The 26901-nt window shown below is 32.9% G+C and carries 31 protein-coding genes; 20 read left to right on the forward strand and 11 right to left on the reverse strand.

Annotation, left to right across the window (positions count from 1 at the left end):
* Positions 1-6: 6 nt before the first annotated feature.
* The 7 genes from JM658_RS14705 to JM658_RS14735 form a co-directional block, all read right to left on the reverse strand.
* Positions 7-2088 (reverse strand): amino acid carrier protein, encoded by a 2082-nt coding sequence (locus tag JM658_RS14705; protein WP_236960041.1) that lies wholly within the window; start codon positions 2086-2088, stop codon positions 7-9.
* Between the two features lie 87 nt (positions 2089-2175).
* A complete protein-coding gene (locus tag JM658_RS14710) occupies positions 2176-3210 on the reverse strand; it encodes a potassium channel family protein (protein WP_394800490.1) in 1035 nt (344 codons plus the stop codon).
* Between the two features lie 58 nt (positions 3211-3268).
* Positions 3269-3496: a PspC domain-containing protein gene (locus tag JM658_RS14715; protein ID WP_236960043.1), complete on the reverse strand. Its 228-nt coding sequence runs from the start codon at positions 3494-3496 to the stop codon at positions 3269-3271.
* Positions 3497-3514: 18 nt separating this feature from the next.
* Entirely contained in the window at positions 3515-4783 is a 1269-nt protein-coding gene (locus JM658_RS14720) for a DUF2851 family protein (protein ID WP_236960044.1), read from the reverse strand.
* A gap of 80 nt (positions 4784-4863) precedes the next feature.
* Entirely contained in the window at positions 4864-5178 is a 315-nt protein-coding gene (locus JM658_RS14725; RefSeq protein WP_236960045.1) for a rhodanese-like domain-containing protein, read from the reverse strand.
* A gap of 113 nt (positions 5179-5291) precedes the next feature.
* Entirely contained in the window at positions 5292-5906 is a 615-nt protein-coding gene (locus JM658_RS14730; protein WP_236960046.1) for a thioredoxin family protein, read from the reverse strand.
* Positions 5907-5921: 15 nt separating this feature from the next.
* Positions 5922-6476 carry a TlpA disulfide reductase family protein gene (locus JM658_RS14735; protein WP_236960047.1) on the reverse strand — a complete coding sequence of 185 codons (555 nt, stop codon included), beginning with the start codon at positions 6474-6476 and terminating at the stop codon, positions 5922-5924.
* Positions 6477-6617: 141 nt separating this feature from the next.
* On the opposite strand from JM658_RS14735, the gene JM658_RS14740 reads away from it, so the two are divergent.
* The 17 genes from JM658_RS14740 to JM658_RS14820 all read left to right on the forward strand — a co-directional run bounded on the left by JM658_RS14740 (position 6618) and on the right by JM658_RS14820 (position 21619).
* Complete coding sequence (locus tag JM658_RS14740; protein WP_236960048.1) at positions 6618-7067, forward strand: MarR family winged helix-turn-helix transcriptional regulator; 450 nt, start codon at positions 6618-6620, stop codon at positions 7065-7067.
* A 50-nt stretch (positions 7068-7117) separates the two neighbouring features.
* Positions 7118-7750 (forward strand): NAD(P)H-dependent oxidoreductase, encoded by a 633-nt coding sequence (locus tag JM658_RS14745; RefSeq protein ID WP_236960049.1) that lies wholly within the window; start codon positions 7118-7120, stop codon positions 7748-7750.
* A gap of 34 nt (positions 7751-7784) precedes the next feature.
* Positions 7785-8357 carry a YceI family protein gene (locus tag JM658_RS14750; protein WP_236960050.1) on the forward strand — a complete coding sequence of 191 codons (573 nt, stop codon included), beginning with the start codon at positions 7785-7787 and terminating at the stop codon, positions 8355-8357.
* 356 nt (positions 8358-8713) lie between these two features.
* Positions 8714-10114 carry an anthranilate synthase component I family protein gene (locus tag JM658_RS14755; RefSeq protein WP_236960051.1) on the forward strand — a complete coding sequence of 467 codons (1401 nt, stop codon included), beginning with the start codon at positions 8714-8716 and terminating at the stop codon, positions 10112-10114.
* Positions 10115-10170: 56 nt separating this feature from the next.
* The gene (locus tag JM658_RS14760) at positions 10171-10734 is read left to right on the forward strand and encodes an anthranilate synthase component II (protein ID WP_236960052.1); all 564 of its coding nucleotides are present in this window, start codon (positions 10171-10173) and stop codon (positions 10732-10734) included.
* Between the two features lie 56 nt (positions 10735-10790).
* Positions 10791-11786, forward strand: a complete 996-nt coding sequence (gene trpD / locus JM658_RS14765; protein ID WP_236960053.1) for an anthranilate phosphoribosyltransferase — start codon at positions 10791-10793, stop codon at positions 11784-11786.
* Between the two features lie 38 nt (positions 11787-11824).
* A complete protein-coding gene (gene trpC / locus JM658_RS14770; RefSeq protein WP_236960054.1) occupies positions 11825-12607 on the forward strand; it encodes an indole-3-glycerol phosphate synthase TrpC in 783 nt (260 codons plus the stop codon).
* 29 nt (positions 12608-12636) lie between these two features.
* The gene (locus JM658_RS14775) at positions 12637-13254 is read left to right on the forward strand and encodes a phosphoribosylanthranilate isomerase (RefSeq protein ID WP_236960055.1); all 618 of its coding nucleotides are present in this window, start codon (positions 12637-12639) and stop codon (positions 13252-13254) included.
* Positions 13255-13315: 61 nt separating this feature from the next.
* Positions 13316-14500, forward strand: a complete 1185-nt coding sequence (gene trpB, locus JM658_RS14780) for a tryptophan synthase subunit beta (RefSeq protein ID WP_236960056.1) — start codon at positions 13316-13318, stop codon at positions 14498-14500.
* 83 nt (positions 14501-14583) lie between these two features.
* Positions 14584-15348 carry a tryptophan synthase subunit alpha gene (gene trpA, locus JM658_RS14785; protein ID WP_236960057.1) on the forward strand — a complete coding sequence of 255 codons (765 nt, stop codon included), beginning with the start codon at positions 14584-14586 and terminating at the stop codon, positions 15346-15348.
* Between the two features lie 49 nt (positions 15349-15397).
* Positions 15398-15901: a DM13 domain-containing protein gene (locus JM658_RS14790; RefSeq protein WP_236960058.1), complete on the forward strand. Its 504-nt coding sequence runs from the start codon at positions 15398-15400 to the stop codon at positions 15899-15901.
* 277 nt (positions 15902-16178) lie between these two features.
* A complete protein-coding gene (locus JM658_RS14795; protein ID WP_236960059.1) occupies positions 16179-16799 on the forward strand; it encodes a TetR family transcriptional regulator in 621 nt (206 codons plus the stop codon).
* Complete coding sequence (locus JM658_RS14800; RefSeq protein WP_236960060.1) at positions 16789-18090, forward strand: TolC family protein; 1302 nt, start codon at positions 16789-16791, stop codon at positions 18088-18090. Before JM658_RS14795 ends, JM658_RS14800 begins: the two co-directional genes overlap by 11 nt.
* Before the next feature lie 18 nt (positions 18091-18108).
* Positions 18109-19191, forward strand: coding sequence for an HlyD family secretion protein (locus JM658_RS14805; RefSeq protein WP_236960061.1), 1083 nt, complete (start codon positions 18109-18111; stop codon positions 19189-19191).
* A 3-nt stretch (positions 19192-19194) separates the two neighbouring features.
* Positions 19195-20790 carry a DHA2 family efflux MFS transporter permease subunit gene (locus tag JM658_RS14810; protein WP_236960062.1) on the forward strand — a complete coding sequence of 532 codons (1596 nt, stop codon included), beginning with the start codon at positions 19195-19197 and terminating at the stop codon, positions 20788-20790.
* A gap of 100 nt (positions 20791-20890) precedes the next feature.
* Positions 20891-21031 carry a hypothetical protein gene (locus tag JM658_RS14815; RefSeq protein WP_236960063.1) on the forward strand — a complete coding sequence of 47 codons (141 nt, stop codon included), beginning with the start codon at positions 20891-20893 and terminating at the stop codon, positions 21029-21031.
* A gap of 162 nt (positions 21032-21193) precedes the next feature.
* Positions 21194-21619 carry a Dabb family protein gene (locus JM658_RS14820; RefSeq protein ID WP_236960064.1) on the forward strand — a complete coding sequence of 142 codons (426 nt, stop codon included), beginning with the start codon at positions 21194-21196 and terminating at the stop codon, positions 21617-21619.
* On the opposite strand, the gene JM658_RS14825 is transcribed toward JM658_RS14820, so the two are convergent.
* On the reverse strand, positions 21620-22276 hold the full coding sequence (locus JM658_RS14825) for a uracil-DNA glycosylase family protein (RefSeq protein ID WP_236960065.1): 657 nt from the start codon (positions 22274-22276) through the stop codon (positions 21620-21622).
* 58 nt (positions 22277-22334) lie between these two features.
* Between JM658_RS14825 and JM658_RS14830 the strand changes: the two genes are divergently transcribed.
* Positions 22335-22463 carry a 30S ribosomal protein THX gene (locus tag JM658_RS14830; protein ID WP_236960172.1) on the forward strand — a complete coding sequence of 43 codons (129 nt, stop codon included), beginning with the start codon at positions 22335-22337 and terminating at the stop codon, positions 22461-22463.
* Between the two features lie 60 nt (positions 22464-22523).
* Here the strand turns inward: JM658_RS14830 and yaaA are convergent, their stop codons facing one another.
* The 3 genes from yaaA to JM658_RS14845 form a co-directional block, all read right to left on the reverse strand.
* Positions 22524-23285 carry a peroxide stress protein YaaA gene (gene yaaA / locus JM658_RS14835; protein ID WP_236960066.1) on the reverse strand — a complete coding sequence of 254 codons (762 nt, stop codon included), beginning with the start codon at positions 23283-23285 and terminating at the stop codon, positions 22524-22526.
* 108 nt (positions 23286-23393) lie between these two features.
* On the reverse strand, positions 23394-24431 hold the full coding sequence (locus JM658_RS14840; RefSeq protein WP_236960067.1) for an RluA family pseudouridine synthase: 1038 nt from the start codon (positions 24429-24431) through the stop codon (positions 23394-23396).
* Between the two features lie 15 nt (positions 24432-24446).
* On the reverse strand, positions 24447-25016 hold the full coding sequence (locus JM658_RS14845; RefSeq protein ID WP_236960068.1) for a PASTA domain-containing protein: 570 nt from the start codon (positions 25014-25016) through the stop codon (positions 24447-24449).
* Positions 25017-25260: 244 nt separating this feature from the next.
* Between JM658_RS14845 and JM658_RS14850 the strand changes: the two genes are divergently transcribed.
* Both JM658_RS14850 and coaD read left to right on the forward strand, forming a co-directional pair.
* On the forward strand, positions 25261-26238 hold the full coding sequence (locus tag JM658_RS14850) for a D-alanine--D-alanine ligase (protein WP_236960069.1): 978 nt from the start codon (positions 25261-25263) through the stop codon (positions 26236-26238).
* 192 nt (positions 26239-26430) lie between these two features.
* Positions 26431-26889 carry a pantetheine-phosphate adenylyltransferase gene (gene coaD, locus JM658_RS14855; protein ID WP_236960070.1) on the forward strand — a complete coding sequence of 153 codons (459 nt, stop codon included), beginning with the start codon at positions 26431-26433 and terminating at the stop codon, positions 26887-26889.
* Positions 26890-26901 lie beyond the last annotated feature (12 nt).

The following is a 26901-nucleotide window of genomic DNA, read 5'->3' on the forward strand; positions in this document are numbered from 1 at the left end:
TTTTATTTATGCAGTCTTATTATTTATTTTTTGTTTTTTAAATAATTCTCCTGCTTTTAATTTCTTCATATACTCACGAAGATCTTCTCTAACCTCCCCACTCATAATATACAATCCTATAATATTAGGGAAAGACATTGCTAAAATCATCATATCAGAGAAATCTAGCACCGCTCCTAAACTTACAGAAGCTCCAATTACGATAAATACCATAAAGAAAATCTTGTAAACGATCTCTGTTTTTTTACTCTTTCCAAATAAGAATGTCCAAGCTCTCATTCCGTAATAAGACCAAGAGATCATTGTTGAAAATGCAAATAAGAAAACTGCTACTGCTAATACATAAGGGAACCAGCTAATAACGCTTCCAAAAGCATCTGAAGTTAATTGCGCGCCTGCAATACCTTCTACTTCATGCATTCCTGTAAAGATTAATACTAATGCTGTTAATGTACAAACTACAACCGTATCAATAAACGGCTCTAATAAAGCTACAAAACCTTCAGAAGGCGGGTGATTTGTTTTTGCCGCACTATGCGCAATTGCTGCTGAACCTACTCCAGCTTCATTCGAGAATGCTGCTCTTTGGAAACCTACGATTAATACTCCTATAACTCCTCCTTTTAATGCACTAGGACTGAATGCTCCGTCATAGATTGCAGAAAATGCAGGCCCTATGTTTTCTATATTCACTCCAATTACAATAAAAGCAGCTACAACATAAATACCAGCCATAAACGGAACAATTTTTTCCGTTACTTTAGCGATACTACTAATCCCTCCAAGGATAACTGTACCTACAAGAACCGCTGTTATAACTCCGAACCAAAATCCATGCCCTTGTAAAGCTGGAAATTGACCTGCCAATTGCTCAAAAGACTGATTAGCCTGAAACATATTACCTCCTCCAAAAGAGGCTCCAACTGCTAAAACAGCAAAGAATACTGCTAGGAATTTCCCTAGCCCTTTCATGTTTTTCTTTTCTAGTCCATAACGTAAGTAATTCATTGGACCTCCAAATACACGTCCGTCAGGAAGAATATTTCTATACTTTACTCCTAAAGTACACTCAACGAATTTAGAAGACATTCCTAAAAGTCCAGCTAAAATCATCCACATAGTTGCTCCAGCTCCTCCTAAAGAAACTGCTACTGCAACCCCTGCTATGTTTCCTAATCCTACTGTTCCAGATACTGCTGTAGCAAGCGCTTGGAAATGCGTTACCTGTCCTGGAGCGTTTGGATCATCATATTTTCCTTTTGCTAAATCTAGAGAGTGTCTAAATCCACGGATATTAATGAAGCCCATTCTTAAAGTAAAGAAAGTTGCTCCTAATAATAACCAAACTACAATAAAAGGAATATTTTTAGTTTGAGGATCTCCATTAGGATGCAATAATGGAATAGGTTCATCATATTTAATTTCAGCTAAAAAGTGAGCTCCTTGTTCTATTACGTGTTTTTTATTATCAGAGTTGTAAATAACATTCCCTTCTTTCACTAAATACTTTAGCTTTCCGTTAGCTTCAGCAAAAACAGGCTCTGTTCCACCAGAAGCTTTAGAAACTACTGCTATCTTTTCTCCTTTTTTTACTGATGCGCCTTCAGGCTTTAGCCATTCTTGAAGCGTATATTTTTCTTCTAAATCTGCACTCCAACTTGGAATAGAGATTAGTTTCACATCTGCATACACTACAGGATCGTATATTCCTGAAGCTGCAAATGGGTCCCAAAATAAAACGGAACCTAAACCTGCTACTGCTGGGGTCATAGTTCCGTTGAATACTTCTGTTATTGATTCGGTCTCAATCTTATAAACCTTTTCGACTGAATTACCTGCGGCATCCTTAATTAATACCGAATAATCTACTCCTTCGGTAAGGCCAGAAGCCACATTAGACTTTAAAGATGTGGTTTGATTACTCCATTTGTATGTATACGGTGGAGTACCACCAGTAACATCGAGTTCTATCGCCCCATCATTGATTTTATTTGAGGGATTTATTAAACTTTCTTTTACTGTGAGCTCTTGTGCGAACATCGAAAAACCACACAGCATTATAAAAATCGAGAGAAATTGTTTTCTCATAAAGGATTATGTTTAGGTTATATTTAAATTAAGAATTATTAAAAACTGACGCGGCAATATCATAAAAAAAAGGCGTTTATTCAAATTTTACCCGTTAAATGTATTTTCTACGATATGAAACAGCGTATTTAATTTTTTTATTTGTTCTGGCTGTCCAAGTACCATAAGCTTAGAATTTGGCAATAATTCTACACTCGCATCTGGATTGATTATATACTTCCCATCTGGGTGTTTATAACCAATAGCTGTACACCCTGTTTGCCTTCTTAAATCTAGATCTACAAGTGTTTTATACAAATATCCTTCAGGTAGATTATCTACGGCTACCTCTTCTAAGTTTATAGTAGTTTCATCATCTATTGAAAGCTGATCCATAAACTCAATAAGATCTGGTAATACAACTAATGACGCCATGTGATCTCCGCCTATTTTATCTGGCATAATTGTTTTATTAGCTCCCGCTAATTTTAATTTTCTTTGCGATGCTTCTTGAGAAGCTCTACTTATAATAGTAATCCCTTTATTAAGTTGTCTTGAAGATAGGACAACGAATAAATTATCTGCATCATTTGGAAGCGCTGTTATTAAACACTCTGCTTTCTGAATTCCGGCTTCCTCTAAAGTTTCATCTTCATTTGCATTACCAATTACAAAAAGTACATCTTCACTATATCTATTAACAATCTCTTCATCTTGTTCTATCACTACAAAAGGCTTACGATACGCTTTTAATTTTTTTGCAGCCTGCATCCCATTTCTACCATATCCACATATTATGATATGATTATTAAGCTTAGCAATTTGTTTTTTCATTTTTCTGTATTTTATATTCTGAAGGGCACTTCTAGATAAAACATACTCTGTAACTACGGATATAGCATAAGCTACAATAAAAACACTCGAGGTAATTAATATTATTGTAAAAATCTTAGTAACATTGTCTGTTGGTCTCACCTCACTAAAACCTACGGTTGTTATGGTAATAACCGTCATATAAGCTGCTTCCACCCAAGAATAATCACTTAGAAATCGGTAACCTAATATTCCAAACAAAAAGATAAATAGCAATAATACAAGTGCTATATAAAATTTGGATCTAAATAGTTTAAACATAGTATCGATTAGCTGTGTTTGGTGACCTTACAGTATTAAATTACAATTATTTTTTATAGTTCTCTTTTTACAAATCGAAAACCGACGTCCTCTTTGTATAAACCAAGTCTTTCAATTTTAACCAAAAAGCTAAGGTTAAATAAACAAAGAACCAAATCCCTAATGTAGCAAAAGATGCATATATAAAAAAAAGACGTACATTTTTTGTCTTCATTCCCAGACGATCCGCCAATCTCGAAGATACAGCATATCCGTTCTTCTCGAAATAATATCTTAGATTTTTTATAGCACTCATGTTACAAATATAGAACTATCATCTAATTAATTTCACTCCAATCTCACAATGCAAGCATTTATTTTCAGAACAATACTCATTATAAAGCTGTAATAATGATTGACTCCCCAAAGCCGACTTTACATCAAAGCCTATATTTTCGAAGCTTTCCACAATACTATTCTTCTCTTTTTTGATTCCTCCAATTAAGTTTAATACTTCCTCTGTAGCATCTTTACCCTTATAATTTCCGTAGCAGAATTTTAAAGGTATAATTGTATTTACAATGAGTAAATTTATAAACTGCTTACTTGTTTTCTTCTCCCTTTTAGAAGGAGATTCTTTATTAAAAGTATAATGACTATCCCAATAATTACTAGCTGAAACCTCAAAAATCTTATAATAGCCTTCCAATTTATCACACTCCATTAATTGCTGAAAAAGATTGGTTTCTTTACTATAAAGTGCTGCTAATTGTGACAACCTAATGGTGGGAAAATTATACGGTCGCAACTTAAAATATTCAGGAGCTAACGTAGATTGCTCTAGAGTGTATTTCTTCTCAAGATATTTATATTCTTTTTTTAAACTGATATAATATTGACTTACAGATTCGTCATTTAACATGCCTGCTATACCAAATAGTAATGTCTCTAAAGTAAAATTAGATGTGCTATTTTTTCTGATGACTGAAAAAGGAAGTTTATTAGATATCTCAAAGAACGCTTCTCCATTGATTTTTAATCCAAAATTTCTAAGTAGCATCTTAAAAAGTACAGACTCCCAATCATTCTTACATTGCTGAAGCTCTCTAATAATAAATTCAGATTTCTCCTGCAAGCGATCTATATATAAGCGCCCCATCCATCGATCAATAAAAAAAGAAGGAATCGCTCCTAGTTGCTTTTCGCAGTTAATAAATTTTTGCTTCCCATAAAGCAATTGGTTGTAAGATAAGAGTGTCTCCGAATGAACGATATTTTTTAAGGCTAATGTTGGTATCGCCTCATTATTCTTATTAAAAACATCAATATCATGTTCCCAAACAACATGTAATATTACATTACTATAAGCAGGATCATTTTCATGATTATGAGCATACCAAAAGGAAGATTTTTCATGTATCTCTACATTTCCCGCCCAATGTAAGTCATTAATTCTAAGTTGCGCATTTAAAAAATCTGGACCCGAATGGAGATTATGCTGTCCCAAAGAAATTATAGCAATCTTCTCTCGGTTATCGGTTATTAAATCTTTTTCAGGAAACTTTTTAAACTTCCATATATAATGCAAAAAATCTTCTTTCAAAATATTGAAAATTCAAAATTCTGAAAGAAGATAGTTATAATTTAGCGAATATCGCCTATTTACTCTATTGTGATTTTTGTTTAATCTTCAACAACATCACCTTCCCACTCCATAAAACCTCCTAATAGGTTGTGTGTGTTTTCAAAACCAAGTTGATTCATCAACATACAAGCTTGTGCGCTACGCTTTCCTGAGCGACAATAAACATAGAAGTTTTTAGACTTATCTAATTCTCCTACTTCATCTAAGAAACCTTGACCTTTATAAATATCTATATTTAATGAATTAGGAATATACCCTTCTTCTCTCTCTTCTTCTGTACGCACGTCTAAAACTACTGCGTTAGTATCTTTTGTAAGTTCAGCTACCCACTCTTCTTGAGTTAAATCTGCCATAATTATTTTATTAAAAATTAAAAAAAATCTGAAGCTTACACTTCAGATTACAAATTTATATAAATCTTATACAATTGGTCTTAAGTTTTCATTAAAAGTGGACTTTCAAATCCTTATATCTTAATAGAACACCCTATTGCCTTTGTACTTTTTATCTCAATATCATTTCCTTGCAGCATAGCATCAATAGCGTCTTCAACGTATGTTGTTTCTACTGCTGTTTCATCTTGATAATTATCATCAATAGCTCCTATATATTTTACAATATTTCCTGAACTTGTTTTTTCTAGAAGAAAACAGTGTGGTGTTCTTTGAGCGCCATAAACTGGTGATATTTTTTGACCTTCGTCAACTAAATAAGGAAAAGTATATCCTTTTGCAGAAGCTCGCTCTTGCATTTTCGTGAAATTCTCATCAGGCTGAATCGACGGATTATTAGGGTTTATAGCAATTACAGGAACTCCCTTCTCCTTATATTTTTTATCAAGAGCAATAATTCTATCTTCATAAGCATTTGCATACGGACAACCATTGCAAGTAAATATAACCAAGAAACCTTTTGCCTCTTTATAATCAGCTAAAGAAACGGTATTTCCATCTACATTTTTTAACTTAAAATCTACGGCTTTATCTCCTATTTTGTATCCATCGTTATATACATTAGGCTCTGTAAAAGAACTACTAATAACAACTATTGCAAGGAGCAACACTATTCTTAACTGATTCATTTTATGTAAGTTGGTTTAGTTGGTAATAAAATCTTTAAGAGCATCCTCTAATTCTATAAAGGTAAAAGATTTTTCATAAAATGATCGTTTATTCTCAGAAATAATTAACGTTGCAGGAATAGATCCAGACCAATCACTATCTACTTTAGGAATCCATGTATTTTGTTTGGGATCGTTTAATAAAACAACATTACTATTAAATTGTTGTTTTTCTAAAAAAGGAATCAAAACTTCATCTACTTTTTTTGGAAAGTCTAAACTCACCAAAATCACTTCTACATCTTGCTCTTTATATATATTGTGTATTTTTTCAAAGTAAGGAAGTTCTTTTACACAAGGTTTACACCAAGTAGCCCAGAAGTTAACTATATAAGTTTTGTCTTCGTTAGCTAGAAGCAACTTTTCAAAACCATCATAATTATAAACTGGAACAGTAAAGTTTGAAGTTTTAATTACATCAATAGGAGTTACCACGCTCATTAAGTTAAACGCTAATTCCTTATCCTTAGATTTTTGTTCCTTGCAACTTGCTACTATTAATAATAATGCAAGTATAACAATCCGTTTCATACCTCAATCTTAGTTTTAAACTCCCTAAATGTATCAATAGAAACTACTCGCAAAATAGATTTAACATTATTTTACAAGTTAAAAAGTTGTAATTTCAATTAAACAGACATACATTTGTATATACAATTATTGTAACGACAAATGAAAATTGAAGACGCTATAAAATCTAATGACATGCCACTGGGCAGAAAGACTATAATTAATTTATTATATACTGCCAATGCTATTCAAGATAAAACCGTAGAGATATTAAAACCCTTCGATTTGTCTCCGCAACAATTTAATGTATTACGAATTTTAAGAGGACAAAAGGGAAAACCTGCAAACTTGTTTACGATTCAAGAAAGAATGATCAGTAAAATGAGTAATACTACAAGACTTGTTGACAAACTGATTACAAAAGGACTTGTAAACAGAATTACTTGCGAAGAAAACAGACGTAAGGTTGAAATTACAATTACTAAAAAGGGATTAGAATTGCTTGCAACTATAGATGAACCTGTAGAAGCTCAAAATGAAAGTATAATAAAAAGCCTATCTTCCGAAGAAATAAAACAATTAAATACTATACTCGAAAAAATTAGAGATTAAAAAAATTTACAACAACAATTGTATATACAACAAATGTAAAAACAACAATAATGAGCACATATAATAATAATTTAAGCTGGCGATACGCCACAAAGAAATTTGACACAACAAAAATAGTTTCTAACAACGATCTTGAAACATTAAAAGAATCAATTCAACTTACTGCATCCTCTTACGGATTGCAACCTTACAGAGTAATCATTGTTTCTGATGAAAAAACGAAAGAGAAGTTAAAAGCAGCTGCATATAATCAACCACAACTTGCAGATGCTTCTCATATCGTAGTTTTTGCAAGCATAAACGATGTTAATGATTCTCATGTTGACACGTATATGAATGAAATTAGCAAAACTAGAGGGGTAAGCAACGCTGATCTTGAAGGTTTTTCAGGAGTAATAAAAGGTACATTAGCCTCTTTATCCGTAGAAATGAAAAATGTATGGGCAGCAAAACAGACATATATTGCCTTAGGGAATCTATTGGCAGCCGCAGCAGATCTTAAAATTGACAGTTGCCCGATGGAAGGTTTTGAACCTGAAAAATTCGCTGAGATATTAGGACTAAAAGAAAAAGGTTTAACACCAACTGTTATCGCTCCTATTGGATACCGAGCAGAAGAAGATCCTACACAACACTATGAAAAAGTAAGAAAACCAGCTGATGAATTATTCATTAGCATATAATAGTTTACCAATTAAATATAAAAATAACAACAACATGAAAAAGAACATTTTAAAATCAGTATTAGCATTTACAATGGTATTGGGTGCAACGGCCTTTACAGAGATTGACACTAAAAAAGTTGACACCGAGAAAAGTAAAATTACTTGGAAAGGATATAAAGTAACAGGTTCTCATGAAGGAAACATAGATTTAAAAAGTGGAGAACTTAAATTTGATGGCGATAAACTTATCGGTGGGGAATTTACTGTAGACATGAGTTCTATAGGATCTACTGACTTAAGTGGAGAGTACAAAACAAAATTAGATGGTCACTTAAAATCTGATGATTTCTTTGGTGTTGAAAACCATCCTACCGCTACATTAGTTATTTCGAAAACTAAATCTACAGGTAAGAACTCTTATGAAGTAACTGGAGATTTAACTGTGAAAGGAAAAACAAATCCTATAACTTTTGAAATGTCTATATATGGAAGTAAAGCTACTGCAAATATAAAAATAGACCGAACTAAATATGATGTTCGTTATGGCTCTGGAAGCTTTTTTGATGATCTTGGAGACAAAACAATCTATGATGAATTCGATTTAGTTGTAGATTTAGTATTCTAGAATAAACGCTAATTCAAGAAAAAAGGAGCTTTTAAAAGCTTCTTTTTTTTGCTAACATTCTAACATTCAAAAAGAATTTAGTTGGAATTTTAATTTTTAGTTTGATATGTAGAAATACATTTCTATATTTGATGCACATATGAGAACAATTACAAATAATACTTGGTGGTGGTCTAACTTACGTAAAACGTCGTGAGGTAGCACTGCTGTGATATTTTTAAAAATATACAAAAAGGCTTGTCAATCACGACAAGCCTTTTTTTATGCTTAAAAATTGCCATCAGCTAAAATAAAGAAGAAATAATATAGAATAATTCGATTGGCATATCGAAGAATAAAATTTAGAATAAGAATCTATGAAAACATATCATTTAAAGACTAATTACAAGCAGATACTTGCAGACACTATTACGCCAGTTAGTGTATATCTTAAAATTCGTGATCGCTATCCAAATAGCATATTACTTGAGAGTAGTGATTATCATGCCAACGACAATAGCTTTTCGTATATCTGTTTTAATCCGATTGCTTCAATTAAGGCTGAAAACAATATAATTTCTAAGACTTTTCCAGACGGAACTGCTTCAGAAGAAGAAATTACAGAAGGAGTTCACGTTCCCTTAGTAATCGAAGATTTTAAGGCGCACTTTAAAACCGACAAGAATGATTTTAAGTTTATAAACAACGGTCTTTTTGGTTATATAGCTTATGATGGAGTTCAGTATTTTGAAGACATAACAATCACAAAAAAAGCAGATTCTCTCGATATTCCAGACATTTATTATGCGGTATATAAAAACATAATCGCTATCAATCATTTTAAAAATGAAGCTTATATATTTTGTCACTGTTATGATAGTAGTAATAATGTAGACGACATCCATCAACTAATTCAAGCTAAAAATTATGCCTCCTACAATTTCTCTAAAGTTGGTGAACCTGTTTCTAAACTTAAAGATGAAGACTATAGAGCACTTGTAGATCAGGGTAAAAAACATTGTCACCGTGGGGATGTCTTTCAATTAGTATTGAGTAGAAGGTTTGCTCAAAAATTTAAAGGTGATGAGTTTAATGTTTATAGAGCACTACGTTCTATAAATCCATCTCCATACCTATTCTATTTTGATTATGGAGATTTTAAAATCTTCGGAAGTTCTCCAGAAGCTCAGCTTATAGTAAAAGAAAATAAAGCTGAAATTCATCCAATCGCGGGTACATTTAAACGTACTGGAAACGACGAAAAAGATGCCGAATTGGCAAAAGAACTTGCTGTAGATGAGAAAGAAAATAGCGAACATGTAATGTTAGTTGATCTTGCTAGAAACGATCTTAGTAGAAATGGGAATATGGTCGAAGTGGAAACCTATCGTGAGGTACAGTTTTTTTCTCATGTAATCCATCTTGTATCAAAAGTAACAGGTCAGAAAAAGAAAGAAACTCCAACTATGCAGGTTGTTGCAGACACCTTCCCAGCTGGTACTTTAAGTGGTGCTCCAAAACATATGGCAATGCAACTCATAGACAAATATGAAGCTACAAATCGCGATTATTACGGTGGAGCAATCGGTTTTATGGATTTTGAAGGCAATTTTAATCATGCGATTATGATTCGTACTTTTTTAAGTAAAAACCACGAGCTATATTTTCAAGCTGGAGCAGGAATCGTGTCCGAATCGCAACCAGAAAGTGAATTACAAGAAACATATAACAAATTAGGTGCTTTGAAAAAAGCAATGGAAATGGCGGAAGACATTTAGTTTATAGCTATTAAATAATATTAAAATAGCCTTTAAAACTTTACAAACTTATAGAAATGAAAAAAGTATTAGTTATAGATAATTACGACAGTTTTACTTACAACCTTGTTCACTATTTAGAAGATTTAGGTTGCGAAGTTACTGTTAGGAGAAATGACCAATTAGCATTAGAGGATGTAGCTCCTTTCGAAAAGATAGTCCTCTCCCCTGGCCCAGGAATTCCAGAAGAAGCTGGTCTTCTCAAAGACATTATTAAAGAATATGCGCCAACAAAAAGCATCTTTGGAGTTTGTTTGGGGCAACAAGCTATTGGAGAAGTTTTTGGTGGAAAACTTATTAATATAGATGAAGTATACCACGGTGTTGCTACAAAAATAGAAATCTCGCAAGAGGAGCCTATTTATAAAGATTTACCAAAAGAAATTGAAGTCGGAAGATACCACAGTTGGGTTGTAGATCCTAAATTACCAAATGTATTAAAAGCTACTTCTTATGATAAAAATGGACAAGTAATGTCGCTTTGCCACGTAGAATATGATGTTTGTGGCGTGCAATACCATCCAGAATCAGTTTTAACTCCCGATGGTAAAAAGATTTTAGAAAACTGGCTGAATAAGTAATTTAAAAATCGGACGTAGAAAATTGAACATTTGTAATAAAGCAAATATTAAATAAAATGAAAGAAATATTAAATAGACTTATAAACCACGAAACAATTTCTAAAGAGGAAGCTAAGAATGTTTTAGTGAATATCTCAAACGGATCGTACAACACTAGTCAGATTGCGGCTTTTCTAACTGTATACATGATGCGAAGTGTAACTATTGAAGAGCTGGAAGGCTTTCGTGATGCCCTTTTAAATTTATGCTTAGCAGTCGATTTAAAAGAATATAATGCCATAGATTTATGCGGAACTGGAGGCGATGGAAAAGACACTTTTAACATCTCTACATTAGCATCTTTTGTTACCGCAGGTGCCGGAGTACATGTTACTAAGCACGGAAATTATGGAGTTTCTTCAAAATGTGGTTCCAGTAACGTAATGGAGCATTTGGGAATTAAATTTTCTAACGATCAAGACTTCCTAAAAAAGTCCATTGAAGAAGCAGGAATCTGTATTTTACATGCTCCACTCTTCCACCCTGCGATGAAAAATGTAGCTCCAATTAGAAAAGAGCTTGCTGTAAAAACATTTTTTAATATGCTTGGACCAATGGTAAATCCAGCATTTCCAAAAAATCAAATGGTAGGGGTTTTTAATTTAGAGCTTGCACGTATGTATGGATATTTATATCAGAATACAGATAAAAATTATACCATTTTACATGCTTTAGACGGTTATGATGAGATCTCATTGACAGGAGGAGCTACAAAAGCAATTAGAAATCATACGGAACAAATGCTTTCTGCAGCAGATTTTGGAGTAAAAGAACACCTGCAAACTGATATTACTGGTGGAGATACAATCGAAGATTCTGCTAATATTTTTGTTGATGTTCTTAACGGAAAAGGAACAGAAGCACAAAATAATGTTGTTTGTGCAAATGCAGGAATGGCAATTGCAACTGTAAAAGAATTGACTCCTAAAGAAGGTTTTGAATTGGCTAAAGAATCACTATTAAGCGGAAAAGGATTAACGGCTTTCAATAAACTAAGAGCTTTAAGTAGTTAGTTATAATAACGAGATTAAAAATATTTCAATAAAAAATAATGAATATTCTAGATAAAATAGTAGCTGATAAAAGAAAGGAAGTAGCTCTAAAAAAGGAACTTATTCCAACCTCACAATTAGAGGCTAGTGTCCTATTTGAGCGTGATTGTATTTCTTTAGCTGATAAATTACGAGCTAGTAATACTGGAATTATAGCAGAACACAAGCGTCGATCACCATCAAAATCGGTTATCAACCAATCATTAAACGTACAAGATGTAGCCAAAGGCTATGAAGAAGCGGGAGTATGTGGTATGTCTGTTCTTACCGACGGAAAGTATTTTGGAGGCTCATTAGACGATTTAATTTTAGCAAGAGCTGCAGTTAAAATGCCTCTTTTAAGAAAAGAGTTTATAATAGATCCCTATCAACTTATAGAAGCCAAGGCTTTTGGTGCCGATGTTATTTTACTGATTGCTGCTATTTTATCGAGAGATGAAATTAAAATGCTTTCAGAAACAGCAAAAAATTTAGGTCTAGATGTATTACTAGAAGTGCATAACGAAGAGGAATTACAGAAATCAATTATGCCGAGTTTGGATATGCTAGGAGTTAACAACCGTAATCTGAAAACGTTTGATGTTAGCTTAGACATCAGTAAAACACTTTCTGAAAAAATACCGAATGATTTTGTAAAAGTTTCCGAAAGTGGAATTAGTAACATCGAAGCCATAAAAGAGCTTCAGCCATATGGATACAAAGGTTTTTTAATAGGTGAAAACTTTATGAAAACCGATAACCCTGGTAAAAGTGCTACAGCATTTATTAAAGAATTACAATAACAGAACACTAATTCCTCAATAAAATTATAATGAAACTTAAAGTCTGCGGAATGAAATATCGAGAAAACATAGAAGCTGTTGCAGGATTGCAACCCGACTATCTCGGTTTTATTTTTTATGAAAAATCTTCTAGAAATAATGAAGATGTTGTTCCTAAACTTCCAAAAGGCATCAAAAAAATAGGTGTTTTTGTAAATGCATCGATTTCATTTATTACAGAAAAAGTAGCAACGCACAACTTAGATGGCGTACAATTACATGGGGAGGAATCGCCTGAATTTTGTAAAGATTTAAGGAAACAAGTTTCTCAAAAAATTATCATCATAAAAGTATTCTCCATAAAAGAGGAATTCGATTTTACAGTTTTAAAAAATTATGAAGCCTTCGTTGATTACTTTTTATTTGACACCAAAGGAAAACTTCCTGGTGGAAACGGATTTACATTTAATTGGGAGGTTTTACACGACTATCCATCTAAAAAACCTTTCTTTTTAAGTGGTGGAATAGGAATAGATCATCTTGAAAAAATAAAGAATATCAATCCGAGTTTACCTATTCATGCTATCGATGTAAATAGCAAGTTTGAGCTAAAACCAGGATTAAAAAACATAGAATTACTAACCGAATTTATAAAGGATTTAAAGTAGAAGATATTGATTTTAGAGCTCTTAACTTTATACTTTCAATTTTAAAAAATTTACAAAAAATATGAGCGCATATAATGTAAACGAAAAAGGATATTATGGTGATTTTGGGGGAGCTTATATCCCAGAAATGCTATATCCAAATGTAGAAGAACTCCGCCAGCAGTATCTTTCTATAATGAAAGAGGAATCTTTCAAAAAAGAATTCGATCAGTTACTAAAGGACTACGTAGGGAGACCTTCTCCCCTATATTTTGCTAAAAGAATGTCTGAAAAATATGGAACAAAAATCTACCTCAAAAGGGAAGATCTTAACCATACAGGAGCACATAAAATAAACAACACTATCGGTCAGATTTTAATGGCAAAAAAACTCGGTAAAAAACGAATTATTGCCGAAACTGGAGCTGGACAACATGGAGTAGCAACAGCAACTGTTTGCGCACTTATGGGAATTGATTGTGTAGTTTATATGGGCGAAATTGATATTGCAAGACAAGCGCCAAATGTAGCTCGTATGAAAATGCTTGGTGCAGAAGTACGCCCGGCATTATCTGGAAGTAGAACCCTGAAAGATGCTACCAATGAAGCAATTCGAGATTGGATTAATAATCCCGTAGACACCCATTATATCATCGGTTCTGCGATTGGCCCTCACCCATATCCAGATATGGTAACCCGCTTTCAAAGCATTATTTCCGAAGAAATAAAATGGCAGTTAAAAGAGAAAGAGGGTCGTGAAAATCCAGATTATGTCGTAGCATGTATTGGTGGCGGGAGTAATGCTGCTGGGACATATTATCATTTTTTAGACAATAAAGAGGTTGGTATCATTGCTGTAGAAGCCGCAGGAAAAGGGGTCGATTCTGGCGAAAGTGCAGCCACTTCAGCCTTAGGTAAAGAAGGAATTATTCACGGGTGTAAAACGCTCTTAATGCAAACTGGTGATGGACAAATTACGGAACCATATTCTATTTCCGCAGGTCTCGATTATCCAGGTGTAGGCCCTATGCATGCACATTTATATCGCTCTGGACGTGGTGAGTTTTTCTCCATTACCGATGCTGATGCTATGAAATCTGGTCTTGAACTATGCAAAACAGAAGGAATTATTCCTGCTATAGAAAGTTCGCATGCCTTGGCTATTTTCGATCATAAAAAATTCAAAGAAGATGACATTGTTGTTGTCAACCTCTCTGGACGTGGCGACAAAGATTTAAACACATATATCGATTATTTTAATTTATAGGGCGTTCCCTATCGGGCGGGCTTTTCGCGCTACACGGTAGCTTGCTTCAATCCCTAACGCAAAACAATTAACAACGTATCAAAATGAATCGCATAAATAAAAAATTACAAGAAAATAAAAAACTACTTTCTATATATTTCACTGCTGGTTATCCTAATCTTGAAGATACCGTTCCGATTATAGAAAGATTAGAAGAAAGTGGTGTAGATATGCTCGAAATTGGACTCCCATTTTCAGATCCACTTGCAGATGGACCTACAATTCAGCAAAGTTCTACACAAGCATTAAAAAATGGAATGACTACCGTTAAGCTTTTTGAGCAGCTAAAAGACATCAGAAAAACAGTTTCTATTCCTTTAATAATTATGGGATATTTTAATCCAATGATGCAATATGGTGTGGAGGCTTTCTGTAAAAAATGTTCAGAAATTGGTATCGACGGACTCATTATTCCAGATCTTCCTGTGGATGTATACCATGAACAATATCAAGAGATATTCGAAAAATATGGACTTATCAATGTATTCTTAATCACTCCACAAACTTCCAAAGAGCGTATTAATTTTATAGATTCAGTATCAAACGGATTTATTTATATGGTGAGTTCTGCAAGCGTTACAGGAGCTAAAAGTAACTTTGGTGATGCCCAGAATACGTATTTCCAAAGAATAGACGCAATGAAACTAAAAGCTCCACAAATTGTTGGATTTGGAATTAGTAACGCTGATACCTTTAACGCGGCTACAAAATACGCCAAAGGAGCTATTATAGGCTCGGCTTTTGTAAAGATGATAAAAGAGAAAGGTATTGAGGGAATAGATAAATTCGTAAAAGATATAAGACCATAAGCGTATATTTTCTATATTTAACAACTAAAACTATTTAAGTATAGAATTCATGTCCAAAAAAAAACGTCTTATGTATCTCCTTATAATTATTGGTGCACTACTTCTTGGAGTAGCTATTTATGCTTTAAGTCCTATTTTATATGACAATAAAGTAAATGATCCAGTAATTTCAAGCCAGGAAATAACCGAGAATAATAATATTACTATTATTGCTAGCGGAGAATTCAAAGATGCAGACGAGCGTCATAAAGGAAGTGGTATTGCAGAAATTATAAAAAGAGAGGATGGCTTTTATCTTCAACTAAAAGATTTTAATGCCACCAACGGTCCAAATTTAAAACTTTGGCTCTCTACTTATAAGGAACCTACTAATAAAAATGCTACAGATGAAAATTCGTATTTAGATTTAGGAAATTTAAAAGGAAATGTTGGAAATCAATCTTATAAACTCCCCGATGATTTCCAAATTAACGATTATCATTCTGTAACCGTTTATTGTAAATTATTTAGGGTTTTATTTACAACAGCAACATTAAAACACACTAAGAAATAATTAAAATCTTAATGTAATTACCTCAACAACTACGAATTACTGTAGATTGTTTTTCAAGATTACTATAGTTCTTTAAGGGGCTATTTTAAAAAGTAACTATCTAATAATTAGATTTATAAAATCTACTTCTAGATTCAACTTACTTTTTAAAATAGCCTTTTCTTTACATCAATAAATCCAAACTACAACGATATATGTTAAAATCAATTTCAATAAATTAAACGTTTGTTTAATTTAAACAGATGTTTAACTTTGCATCGTCATTAATTTATAAAACATGGATTTTAACGATAAGCAAGTAAAAATTCTTGAGGTTTCAGAAAAGATGTTTGCTGAAAAAGGATATGATGGTACTTCCATTAGAGCCATTTCAAAAGAGGCAGATATTAATATTGCAATGATCTCTTATTACTTCGGGTCAAAAGAAAAACTCCTAGAAGCACTCTTAAGCTATAAAACGGCAAGTTTTAGTATTGAATTAGAATCAGTTTTATCAAAAGATATAGACTATCTAGAAAAACTGGATGAGATAATTACTTTGATAATAAGAAGAGTCCACAAGAATAGACGCATCTATAAGATTATCCATTTTGAATACTCTAATGAAACACGACAAATAGATTTCGATAGTTATATAAAATCGAAAACAGAGAATTTCCGTATCATCCAAAACTTCGTTAACGAAGGTCAAGAAGCTGGAGTATTCAGTAAAAATATCAACGTTCCTTTAGTAGTCCCTACAGTTTTGGGGAGCTATTTTAATTTCTACTACAACAAAAGGTTTTTCGTGGAAATTCATCAACTAAACACAAACGACTCTTTAGACGACTACGTACATATAACCCTTACAAACCACATAAAACAAACAATAAAAGCCTTATTCACACATGAGAATTAAAATCATCTTAATATGCCTATTGGGCATCATTGGAATAAAAAGTATGGAGGCTCAGGAGACCTCACTTTCATTGGAAGAAGCTATTAAGTTAGCGCTTATAAACAGCGATGAATCAAAAATTGCAGACACCAAAGTAAATACTGCTGAATACGAAGTAAAAGTAGCTAAAAGCAAACGTTATCCAGATTTAAAAATTGCAGGGCAATACCAACATCTTACCAAGGTAAACGCTGATATTCAATTTGACACTGGTGGGCAACAAACTGGAGCTGCAGAGCCAGATATTAGTAGTATTATGTTTGGACAAGCAACAGCTTCTGTTCCTGTTTTTACAGGTTTTGAACTAAATAATTTAGTAAAAGCGAGTCAAAACAACTATGAGGCTGCAACGTTAGATGCAAAAAGCGAAAAGGAAGATATAGCGCTACAAACGGTAAATGCCTACGTGAATTTATATAAAGCTAATAAAACTGTTAGCCTTATTGAAGAGAATTTGAAAAGTGCGCAACAGCGAGTAAAAGATTTTTCTGCAATGGAAGAAAATGGTCTTCTTGCAAGAAACGATTTATTGAAAGCGCAATTACAGGAATCTAATATCGAAGTTAGTTTAGAGGAAGCTAAAAAGAATGAAAAGATTTTAAACTATAGCCTTGTAACTACGCTAAAAATGCCTGAAGATACCAAGATTAATATTGAAGACACTAATTTTCAACTTACGCTTGGTTCAGAAATAAATGACAGCATTCAGAGAAGTGATTTAAAAGCTTTAGAATACAGAAAAGAAGCAGCAAAAAACAATATCAAAATAGCGCAAAGTAAATACTATCCAGATGTAGCTTTAATGAGTGGTTATGCTGCATTTGATATAAAAAATGCACTTACTATTACCGATGCCATGAATTTTGGTGTTGGTGTTTCCTATAATCTAGCTGATATTTTTAAAGCTAAAAGTGACGTAAAAGTTGCCAAAAGTCAGGCGGAAGAACTACAGCATACTATAGATATGGTTCAAGACAAAATTAAGATTCAAATTGAAGACGCTAATCAGAATTATAATCTTGCGAACAGAAAATATGATGTTTATATAAAGTCTGAGGAACAAGCTATTGAAAACTACAGAATTGTAAAAGATAAGTATGACAATGGTTTGGTAGACACTAACGATTTATTAGAAGCAGATATAGATCAGCTTCAAGCAAAAATCAACTTAGCATATGCTAAAGCGGATATCATCCAAAACTATTACAAGCTATTAAACGCTCAAGGACAAATTAACACAGACATACAATAATCTACTATCATTAATAAAATGGAACAAAAGAAAAAAACAAACAAGAAATTTACCATAATCATCGGTGCTTCAATCATTCTTGGAATTATATACGGTGGTATAAAAATAGTTCATTCATTTTCTCATGAAGAAACTGATGATGCGCAAATAGAAGCTAATATGAGTCCGATTATACCTCATGTAGGCGGATATGTTGAAAAAGTATATGTTGATGATAATGATAAAGTAAAAAAAGGAGATACTCTTTTTACGATTAACGATCAAGATTATATGGTTCAGTTAGAACAAGCAAAAGCTGCTTTAGCTGGTGCTGAAAGTCAGCTTATCGTTGCAAAGGCGAGTATTGGTTCTTATCAAGCTAATGTAGCGACTTCTAATGCCCAAGTAAATTCTGCTTTAGGAAATATAGAAAATGCTAAGATTGCATTATGGCGAGCTGAAAACGATTTTAAACGTTATGAGAATTTATTTAAAAATCATTCTATAACAGAGCAACAATATGAAGAAGCTCTTGCAGCAAAACAATCAGCTGAAAAAAGACTAGAGGTTTTAAAGAGTCAGCAAAACGCTAGTAATAGTCAACGTAAAGCTGCTGTTTCTCAAACTGAAATCTCCGAAAAACAAGTTGCAGTTGCAGAAGCAAATGTAAAAAGTGCACAAGCACAATTAGATGCTGCAAGACTTAATATGAGTTATACTTATGTTACGGCTCCTATAGACGGACAACTATCTAATGTTGATTTGCAGGCTGGACAATTTGTTCAACCGGGGCAATCGCTATTTTACCTTGTGAATACGAACGATAAATGGGTGGTAGCAAACTTCAAGGAAACTCAATTAGAAAAAATGAGTATCGGTCAAAAGGTAACTATAGAAGTAGATGCATTCCCTGGGGAAGAATTTAATGCAGAAATTACTGCTTTCTCTCCAGCAACGGGAGCTAAATTCTCTTTATTACCTCCAGACAATGCTTCAGGAAACTTTGTAAAAACAATACAGCGTCTTCCTGTAAAAATCGACTTCTCAAAAGAAAATGACGTAGAAAAACTAGCAAAATTACGTTCAGGAATGAATGTTTTGGTAGATGTTCATTTAAAATAAGTTATGGCAGAAGCACAAGTTCAAGTTCAAGACGAAGACAGTTTAGTAGAATATGGTTTTACTAGGGTCATAATAACCATTACGGCTATTCTTTGTGCCCTCCTTGAAATCATTGATACTACAATTGTTAACGTTGCATTAAACGACATGAGAGGAAGTTTAGGTGCCTCTCTTACAGATATTGCTTGGGTTATTACGGCCTATGCAATTGCAAACGTAATTATTATCCCGATGACGAGTTGGTTATCAAAACAATTTGGGAGACGTAATTATTTTGCAGCCTCTATTATGATATTTACTATCGCTTCATTCTTATGTGGAAATGCAACTAATTTATGGGAATTAGTAGCCTTCCGTTTCATACAAGGTATGGGTGGAGGTGCATTGCTAGTAACTGCCCAAACTATAATTACAGAAACATATCCTGTTGCAAAAAGAGGAATGGCGCAAGCTATTTATGGAATGGGAGTTATTGTTGGACCTACATTAGGACCTCCTTTAGGGGGATATCTAGTAGATAATTTTTCGTGGCCTTATATATTTTATATCAATGTGCCTATTGGGATTATCGCAACATTTTTAACCATCATTTATATAAAGAGTCCGAAGTATGGGGAGAAACTAAAAGCGAGTCAAGTAGACTGGTGGGGAATTATATTTCTAGCTGCTTTTATTGGGTCTCTACAGTTTATTTTAGAACATGGTCAACAAGACGATTGGTTTGCAAATACAACCATAGTATCGCTTAGTGTCGTATCTGTTTTAGGGTTATTACTATTTATATGGAGAGAACTCGTATATGAACATCCTATTGTAAATCTTAGGGTTTTAAAAGATTATAACTTAAGAATTGGTACCATTCTAACTTTTATTCTTGGTTTCGGACTTTATGGTTCTACTTTTATTATTCCGATTTACACACAATCGATTTTAGGATGGACAGCTACCGATGCAGGTTTATTACTTGTTCCTAGTTCAGTTACAACTGCACTAATGATGCCTATTATAGGTAAGTTATTGGAACGTGGAGTGCCACAAAAATATCTTGCATCCATAGGTTTTGTTGTATTCTTTATTTATAGTTATTGGATGTATAATATGATGACTCCAGATACAGGTTCTGAACATATGTTCTGGCCACTTGTAGCACGTGGATTCGGATTAGGATTACTATTTGTACCTATTACCACTCTTTCGCTATCTACGTTAAGAGGAAAAGATATTGGAGAAGGTGCAGCCTTTACTGGAATGATGAGACAGCTAGGTGGTTCTTTTGGGATTGCAATCATTACAACTTTTGTTGCACGTTTAAGTCAGCAACATCGTGTGGATTTATTACCAAACTTATCGAAAGTAGATTTTGAAGTTCAAGAGCGGTTAAAAGCGTATCAACAAATGTTTATGTCGAAAGGTTTTAGTGTAAACGAATCCTTAAACAAAGCATACCAATTAATGGAAGGAAGTATCACTTTACAAAGTACCGTATTATCGTATATGGATATCTTTTTATATTTAGGAATTCTATTTTTAATTTGTGTGCCTTTTGTATTGATGATAAAAAAAGGAAAGGGAAAAGTTGACGCATCGGCAATGCACTAAGTAGTTAAATGTTAAACCATTAACAATAACTTACAATTGTTTTAAGAACCTTTACCTTATATGATTTGTATCTTTAAGTGAATCAAAAAAACATAAAGTTATGAGCACTATCAAAGATAAAAAATGGAAAAGAAAACACGAACAAACAAATCCTACAAACCCAACGGGAGATAGGAATATAAATACTAATAAGTTTGATATTGATGAGAAAACCATCAAAGATCAGCAGAATAAAAAATAATGAGTGTTTTTAGTAGTTAATGTACTTACTAAAATTTCTCAGAAATAATAAATCCCCCACATAAATCATTGCGAGGTTGTATAAAAGCCGTTTTTAAAGAAAACTGCATATTTTATACAACCTCGCTTTATTTTTGATACCTTACCTACAAATCAAAAATCTATGAAAACAAAAATAATTACACTTCTTAGTGTTCTCCTAATATGCGGAATTGCTAATACGGCGTCAGCAATGGGAAGAGATTATAACAATACATCAACTATTAGTAATATAGAAAAAGACAGTCTCCTAAGACATGTGGTTCTTTTTAAGTTTAAAGGGGATGCCACGAAAGAAGATGTGAAGAACATTGAAAATGCTTTTAAAGCATTGCCTTCTAAAATTAAAGAAATAGTAAGTTACGAATGGGGATTAAATAATAGTCCTGAAGGATTGAACAAAGGGTTCACTCATTGCTTTTTCTTAACCTTTAAAAATGAACAAGACAGAGCTATTTATCTTGACCACAAAGACCATAAAGCTTTTGGAACGATTCTTAAACCACATTTAGAAGATGTATTGGTTGTAGATTATTGGGCTTCCAAATAATTAAACAAAGTAATTAATATACTGAAGCACTCTAAAATCAATAGTATTGAGATTAGGGTGCTTCTTTTTTAGTACTTTATATTCTGGTATAGCTCCCACTGCCCTATTTGCTGCTCCAGATGGAGCCGTTAGCGAAACGGTCTTTATGATTCGGCTTCCTATTTTAAATTGATATTCACGAGGCACTTCCGAAGAAATTGTTTCTAATGCGATCCCTTTCTCTTTTAACTGCTTTCTGAAAAGATATTCAGGTCCATTTTTACTATTTCCCCCCATAAATAAAATCGTTTCAATAGATGGGTTTTCATTTAAATAAAAAATCAAATCTCTACATTTAATATTAGTCATCCCTAAATCTGATGCATCGATATTTTCTCTTTCAGCAGAAGCTACAATATCACAAATCCCAATTCTATAGACCGATAAAAATAGTTTTCGTTGCTGAATAGCTTCCTCAGTTGTTTTGTAGGCAAGATTCAAGCTAAAAATTCGATCTAGAATAGGCCATAAATAACCGTCTCTACTTCCATAGGAAAAATTTACATCGCCCTCTTTAAACTCTTTTACCGAAAATCTTGGCGGAGGCAATGTTCCTACAATCAATTTAGTTGCATTTTTGGGTATAAATGGCGAATATGGATGTGTATGCAGAAACATATATTTTATTTAGAGCAACAAATTAAGTAACTTTATGGAATTACTAAATGAAAAAGATATGGGAAAAGGAGATAAAAAAACAAAACGCGGAAAAATAAGCAGAGGAAGTTACGGTGTTAAGCGTCGTAAGAAAATAAAAAAACAGGCCCCTGTTGAAGAAAGAATAAGTGTAGACACTAAAAAATGATCAAAAAAAAATGCCTCCAAAATATACTTGGAGGCATTTTTTTGATTTATATTTTTATTACTAACGGATAAAAACTAATTCATTTTTCTTTTTAGTCTCTTCTTCACTAAAAGAATATCCATCGTAATTAAATCCTTTTAAATCTTCAATAGTTTTAGCATCGGTATCTACAATATAACGAACCATAGAGCCACGTGCCTTTTTTGCATAAAAGCTTATTATTTTTAGCTTGTCATTTTTCCAATCTTTAAAAACTGGAGTAATAACAGGAACTTTTAATGCCTTTTCGTCTACAGCACTGAAATACTCGTTACTAGCTAAGTTTAAGAAAATTTCATCTTCAGAAAGCTCATCATTAAGTTTTGAAGTTACTTTCTTTTTCCAAAATTCATATAAATTTTTATTCTTACCTATAGTTAATTTCGTTCCCATTTCTAAGCGGTATGGCTGCATTAAATCTAAAGGCTTAAGCACCCCATATAATCCACTTAAAATTCTAAGCTTATCTTGTAACGAATCTATTTTTTCCTTCGGAAGATTATAAACATCTAGCCCTGTGTAAACATCTCCATTAAAAGCATATACCGCCGGACGTGCATTTTCAGGAGTAAACGGAGTCTTAAAATCTTGATTTCGTTGCCAATTTAAGTTAGCTAACTTATCAGAAATACTCATTAAATCTGAAAGATTCTTAGGTGTCTTTTTCTGTAATACCCCATTTAGCTTTTCAGCTTCTGCTAAAAAATCAGGTGCAGTATATTTATCAGTAGGTAACTCTGTTTTATAATCTAATGACTTTGCTGGCGATACAACTATCTTCACGTCTCTTATTTTTTATTAATTCTATTTCTATTATAAAGATACAATTAACAGGAAATTTAATAAGAGATTATTGTTTGTTCTTTTCTATGCACAAATCAGAAAAATCTATTACTCTCCTATTTCTTGATGCTTAGCGTAGTGTCTCCATTTCTCAAAACACTGTTGCATATCTTCAGGAATGTCTGTATCAAAACTCATAAACTTTCCAGTTACTGGATGCTCAAAACCTAGCGTTTTTGCATGTAATGCTTGTCTTGGTAATATTTTAAAGCAATTATCTACAAACTGTTTATACTTTGTAAATGTTGTCCCTTTTAATATTTTTTCGCCACCGTAACGTTCATCATTAAACAATGTATGCCCAATATATTTCATGTGCGCACGGATTTGATGCGTTCTTCCAGTCTCTAATTTACAAGAAACCAATGTTACGTATCCAAAGCGCTCAATCACTTTAAAGTGAGTTATGGCTTCTTTTCCATTAACGCCATCAGGGAAAACCGTCATCTGTAAACGATTTTTAGGATGACGACCAATATGTCCTTCTACAGTTCCTTCCTCTTCTTCTATATTCCCCCAAACTAAAGCAACATACTCACGTTCACTCGTTTTATTAAAAAACTGCTTGGAGAGATGCGCCAACGCCTCTTCAGTTTTTGCCACAACCAAAAGTCCACTTGTATCCTTATCAATTCTATGAACCAATCCTGGGCGCTCATTACTATTCATCGGTAAGTTCTCAAAATGAAATATCAATGCATTTATTAAGGTTCCCGAATAATTACCATGTCCAGGATGCACAACCATTCCTGCGGGTTTATTAACTACCAATAAAGTTTCATCTTCATAAACAATATCCAAAGGGATATCTTCTGGAGTTAATAAATATTCGTGTGGAGGATGCTCAAAAAGCACTTTTACCACATCGTTTGCTTTTACCTTATGGTTGGATTTTACAGCTACATCATTTACATATATATTTCCGCTTTTGGCAGCTTGCTGAATTTTATTCCTAGTAGCATTTTCAATGAAATTCATTAAAAATTTATCTACACGCAATGGTTCTTGTCCTTTTCCAGCTAGAAAATTATAATGCTCGTAAAGTTCATCATCTTGATTTATATCGTCTCGACCTTCTTCTATCATTTCTTCAACTACAAATTATTCTACAACTACTTTGGCATTATTCCCATTTCCACAAACCAATTCTACCTCTGTAGTTTTTGGTAATTGATGACCTGGCAAAATATTTTCCCCTTCATAACGTACATAATACACCATGTCTTTACCAATCTCATTGATATAAGAAACTTTACCAACACTCAAACCTACAGCTTTAAGCATTGATTCTGCATTACGTTTTGTTACTTGAATAACATTAGGAACACTTACTTTTCTATATCCTGAAGGGTTTATCGTTAAATATATTTTACGCCCTTCTTTTACTTGATGATTTGCCTGTGGATCTTGTTCTATAACAGAAAATCTAGGGTAATCAGGATTGTAATTTGTAGAGTCTAAAACTACATAATTTAAACTTGCATTATCTACAATCTCCTCTACCTCGCGAAGAGACTTTTTAGAAAGATCTGGTACTAATACAAATTCTCCGTGATTGGTTGTTATTTTTAAATACTGAAGGATTACAATTACCAAAACAATAACTGCTAGAATAGCAAACCCTATTTGCTTTAAAAAAGCTTTACTTGTAATAAATTTTATAAAATTCATGGTTTTTTAATATTCTGCAAAGATATAAAAACTAGACACCTATTTTTATTTCTATTAACAATTAGATACAAACTATTTTAATCCGATTTTAAATTAAATTATTAATACTTTTGAATAACGTTTAATTCCCTCTTATAATATATAATAGCGGATTACTTTTTAAAAAAATCTTACAGATACAAAAGTTGGATACATTTAATTGGTGACGGTTTCTTAAAACATTAAAAATAGTAAAAGTAGGCACATGAAAAAAAATATAGGTGTGGTTATGGGTGGTTATTCATCCGAGTATCAGATATCCTTAAAAAGTGGTGATGTTGTTTGTAAACATTTAGATAAAGAAAAATATAATATTTATAAGATCCATTTATTAAAAGACAAATGGATTTATATTACAGAAAATAACGAAGAAATACCTGTCAACAAGGGAGATTTTAGTATTACTGTTTCCGGAGAAAAGGTAACTTTCGACTGCATTTTTAATGCCATTCATGGGACTCCTGGAGAGGATGGATATTTACAAGGTTACTTAGAACTTCTCGAAATCCCTCATACTTCTTGCCCTATGTACCAAGCTGGACTCACCTTTAATAAAAGAGATTGTTTGGCTGCTTTAAAGCCTTTTGGAATTAAGTGCGCCACTTCTTATTATATTAATAAAGGACAAGAAATCAATGAATCGGAAATTATAGAAAAAGTAGGCCTTCCTTGTTTTGTTAAAGCAAATAAAGCAGGTTCTAGCTTCGGAATTTCCAAAGTAAATACAAAAGAGCAACTACTTCCTGCAATCGAAGTTTCTTTTAAAGAAGATGATGAGATTATTATTGAATCTTTTTTAGATGGTACTGAGGTATCTGTTGGAGTTATTACTTATAAAGGTGAAGTTACAGTTTTACCAATAACAGAGATTGTTTCTGAAAATGATTTCTTTGATTATGAAGCTAAATATCAAGGAAAATCTCAAGAAATCACTCCTGCTCGCATAAGTGATGATATGACACAAAAAGTTACTGAAGTAGCTAAAAAAGTATACGAAATATTAAAAATGAAAGGCTTCAGCAGAAGTGAATATATATTTGTAGGCGGAGAACCTTACCTTTTAGAGGTAAATACAATTCCAGGAATGACTGCAGAAAGTATTTTACCACAACAAGCTGCAAAAGCTGGAATATCTCTGAACGATTTATTTGATAATGCTATTGAAGAAGCTTTCAAAAAATAAACACTTCACATTAAATCATCATATTGTCAACGTAAGCTTGTTGGAAATTACATAAAACATTCCAACAAGCTTATTGACAAAACCCTCCACATAGCTCTTAAAATAACCATCAAACTTCATAAATTAATTTGTTGCAAAGTCAATTTTGCTATATTTACAACTCTATAAACCACCATTTGTAAAAAAAGCAGGATGCGAAGAGCAATTTTTCCTGGGTCTTTCGACCCTATAACTTTAGGCCATTACGATATTATTACTCGTGGGATTACCCTATTTGATGAACTAGTTATTGCAATTGGAATTAATTCTGAAAAAAACTATATGTTTTCTTTAGAAGAAAGGAAACAGTTTATAGAAGAAGCTTTTAAAGACCAACCAAAAATAAAAGTGATGACTTATGAAGGGTTGACAGTCGATTTCTGTAAAAAAATTGACGCCCAATTTATCCTAAGAGGACTCCGTAATCCTGGAGATTTCGAGTTTGAAAAAGCCATTGCCCATACCAATCGAAAATTATCTGAAATTGAAACTGTATTCTTATTAACCTCATCTGGTAAAAGCTATATTTCTTCATCCATTGTAAGAGATGTTATTAGAAATAATGGTGATTATACAGGCTTGGTGCCAGATACTGTTCGTGTAACTAAATAGATCTAATGTAAA

It is taken from the genome of Joostella atrarenae (assembly GCF_021764745.1).
GTDB lineage: Bacteria > Bacteroidota > Bacteroidia > Flavobacteriales > Flavobacteriaceae > Galbibacter > Galbibacter atrarenae.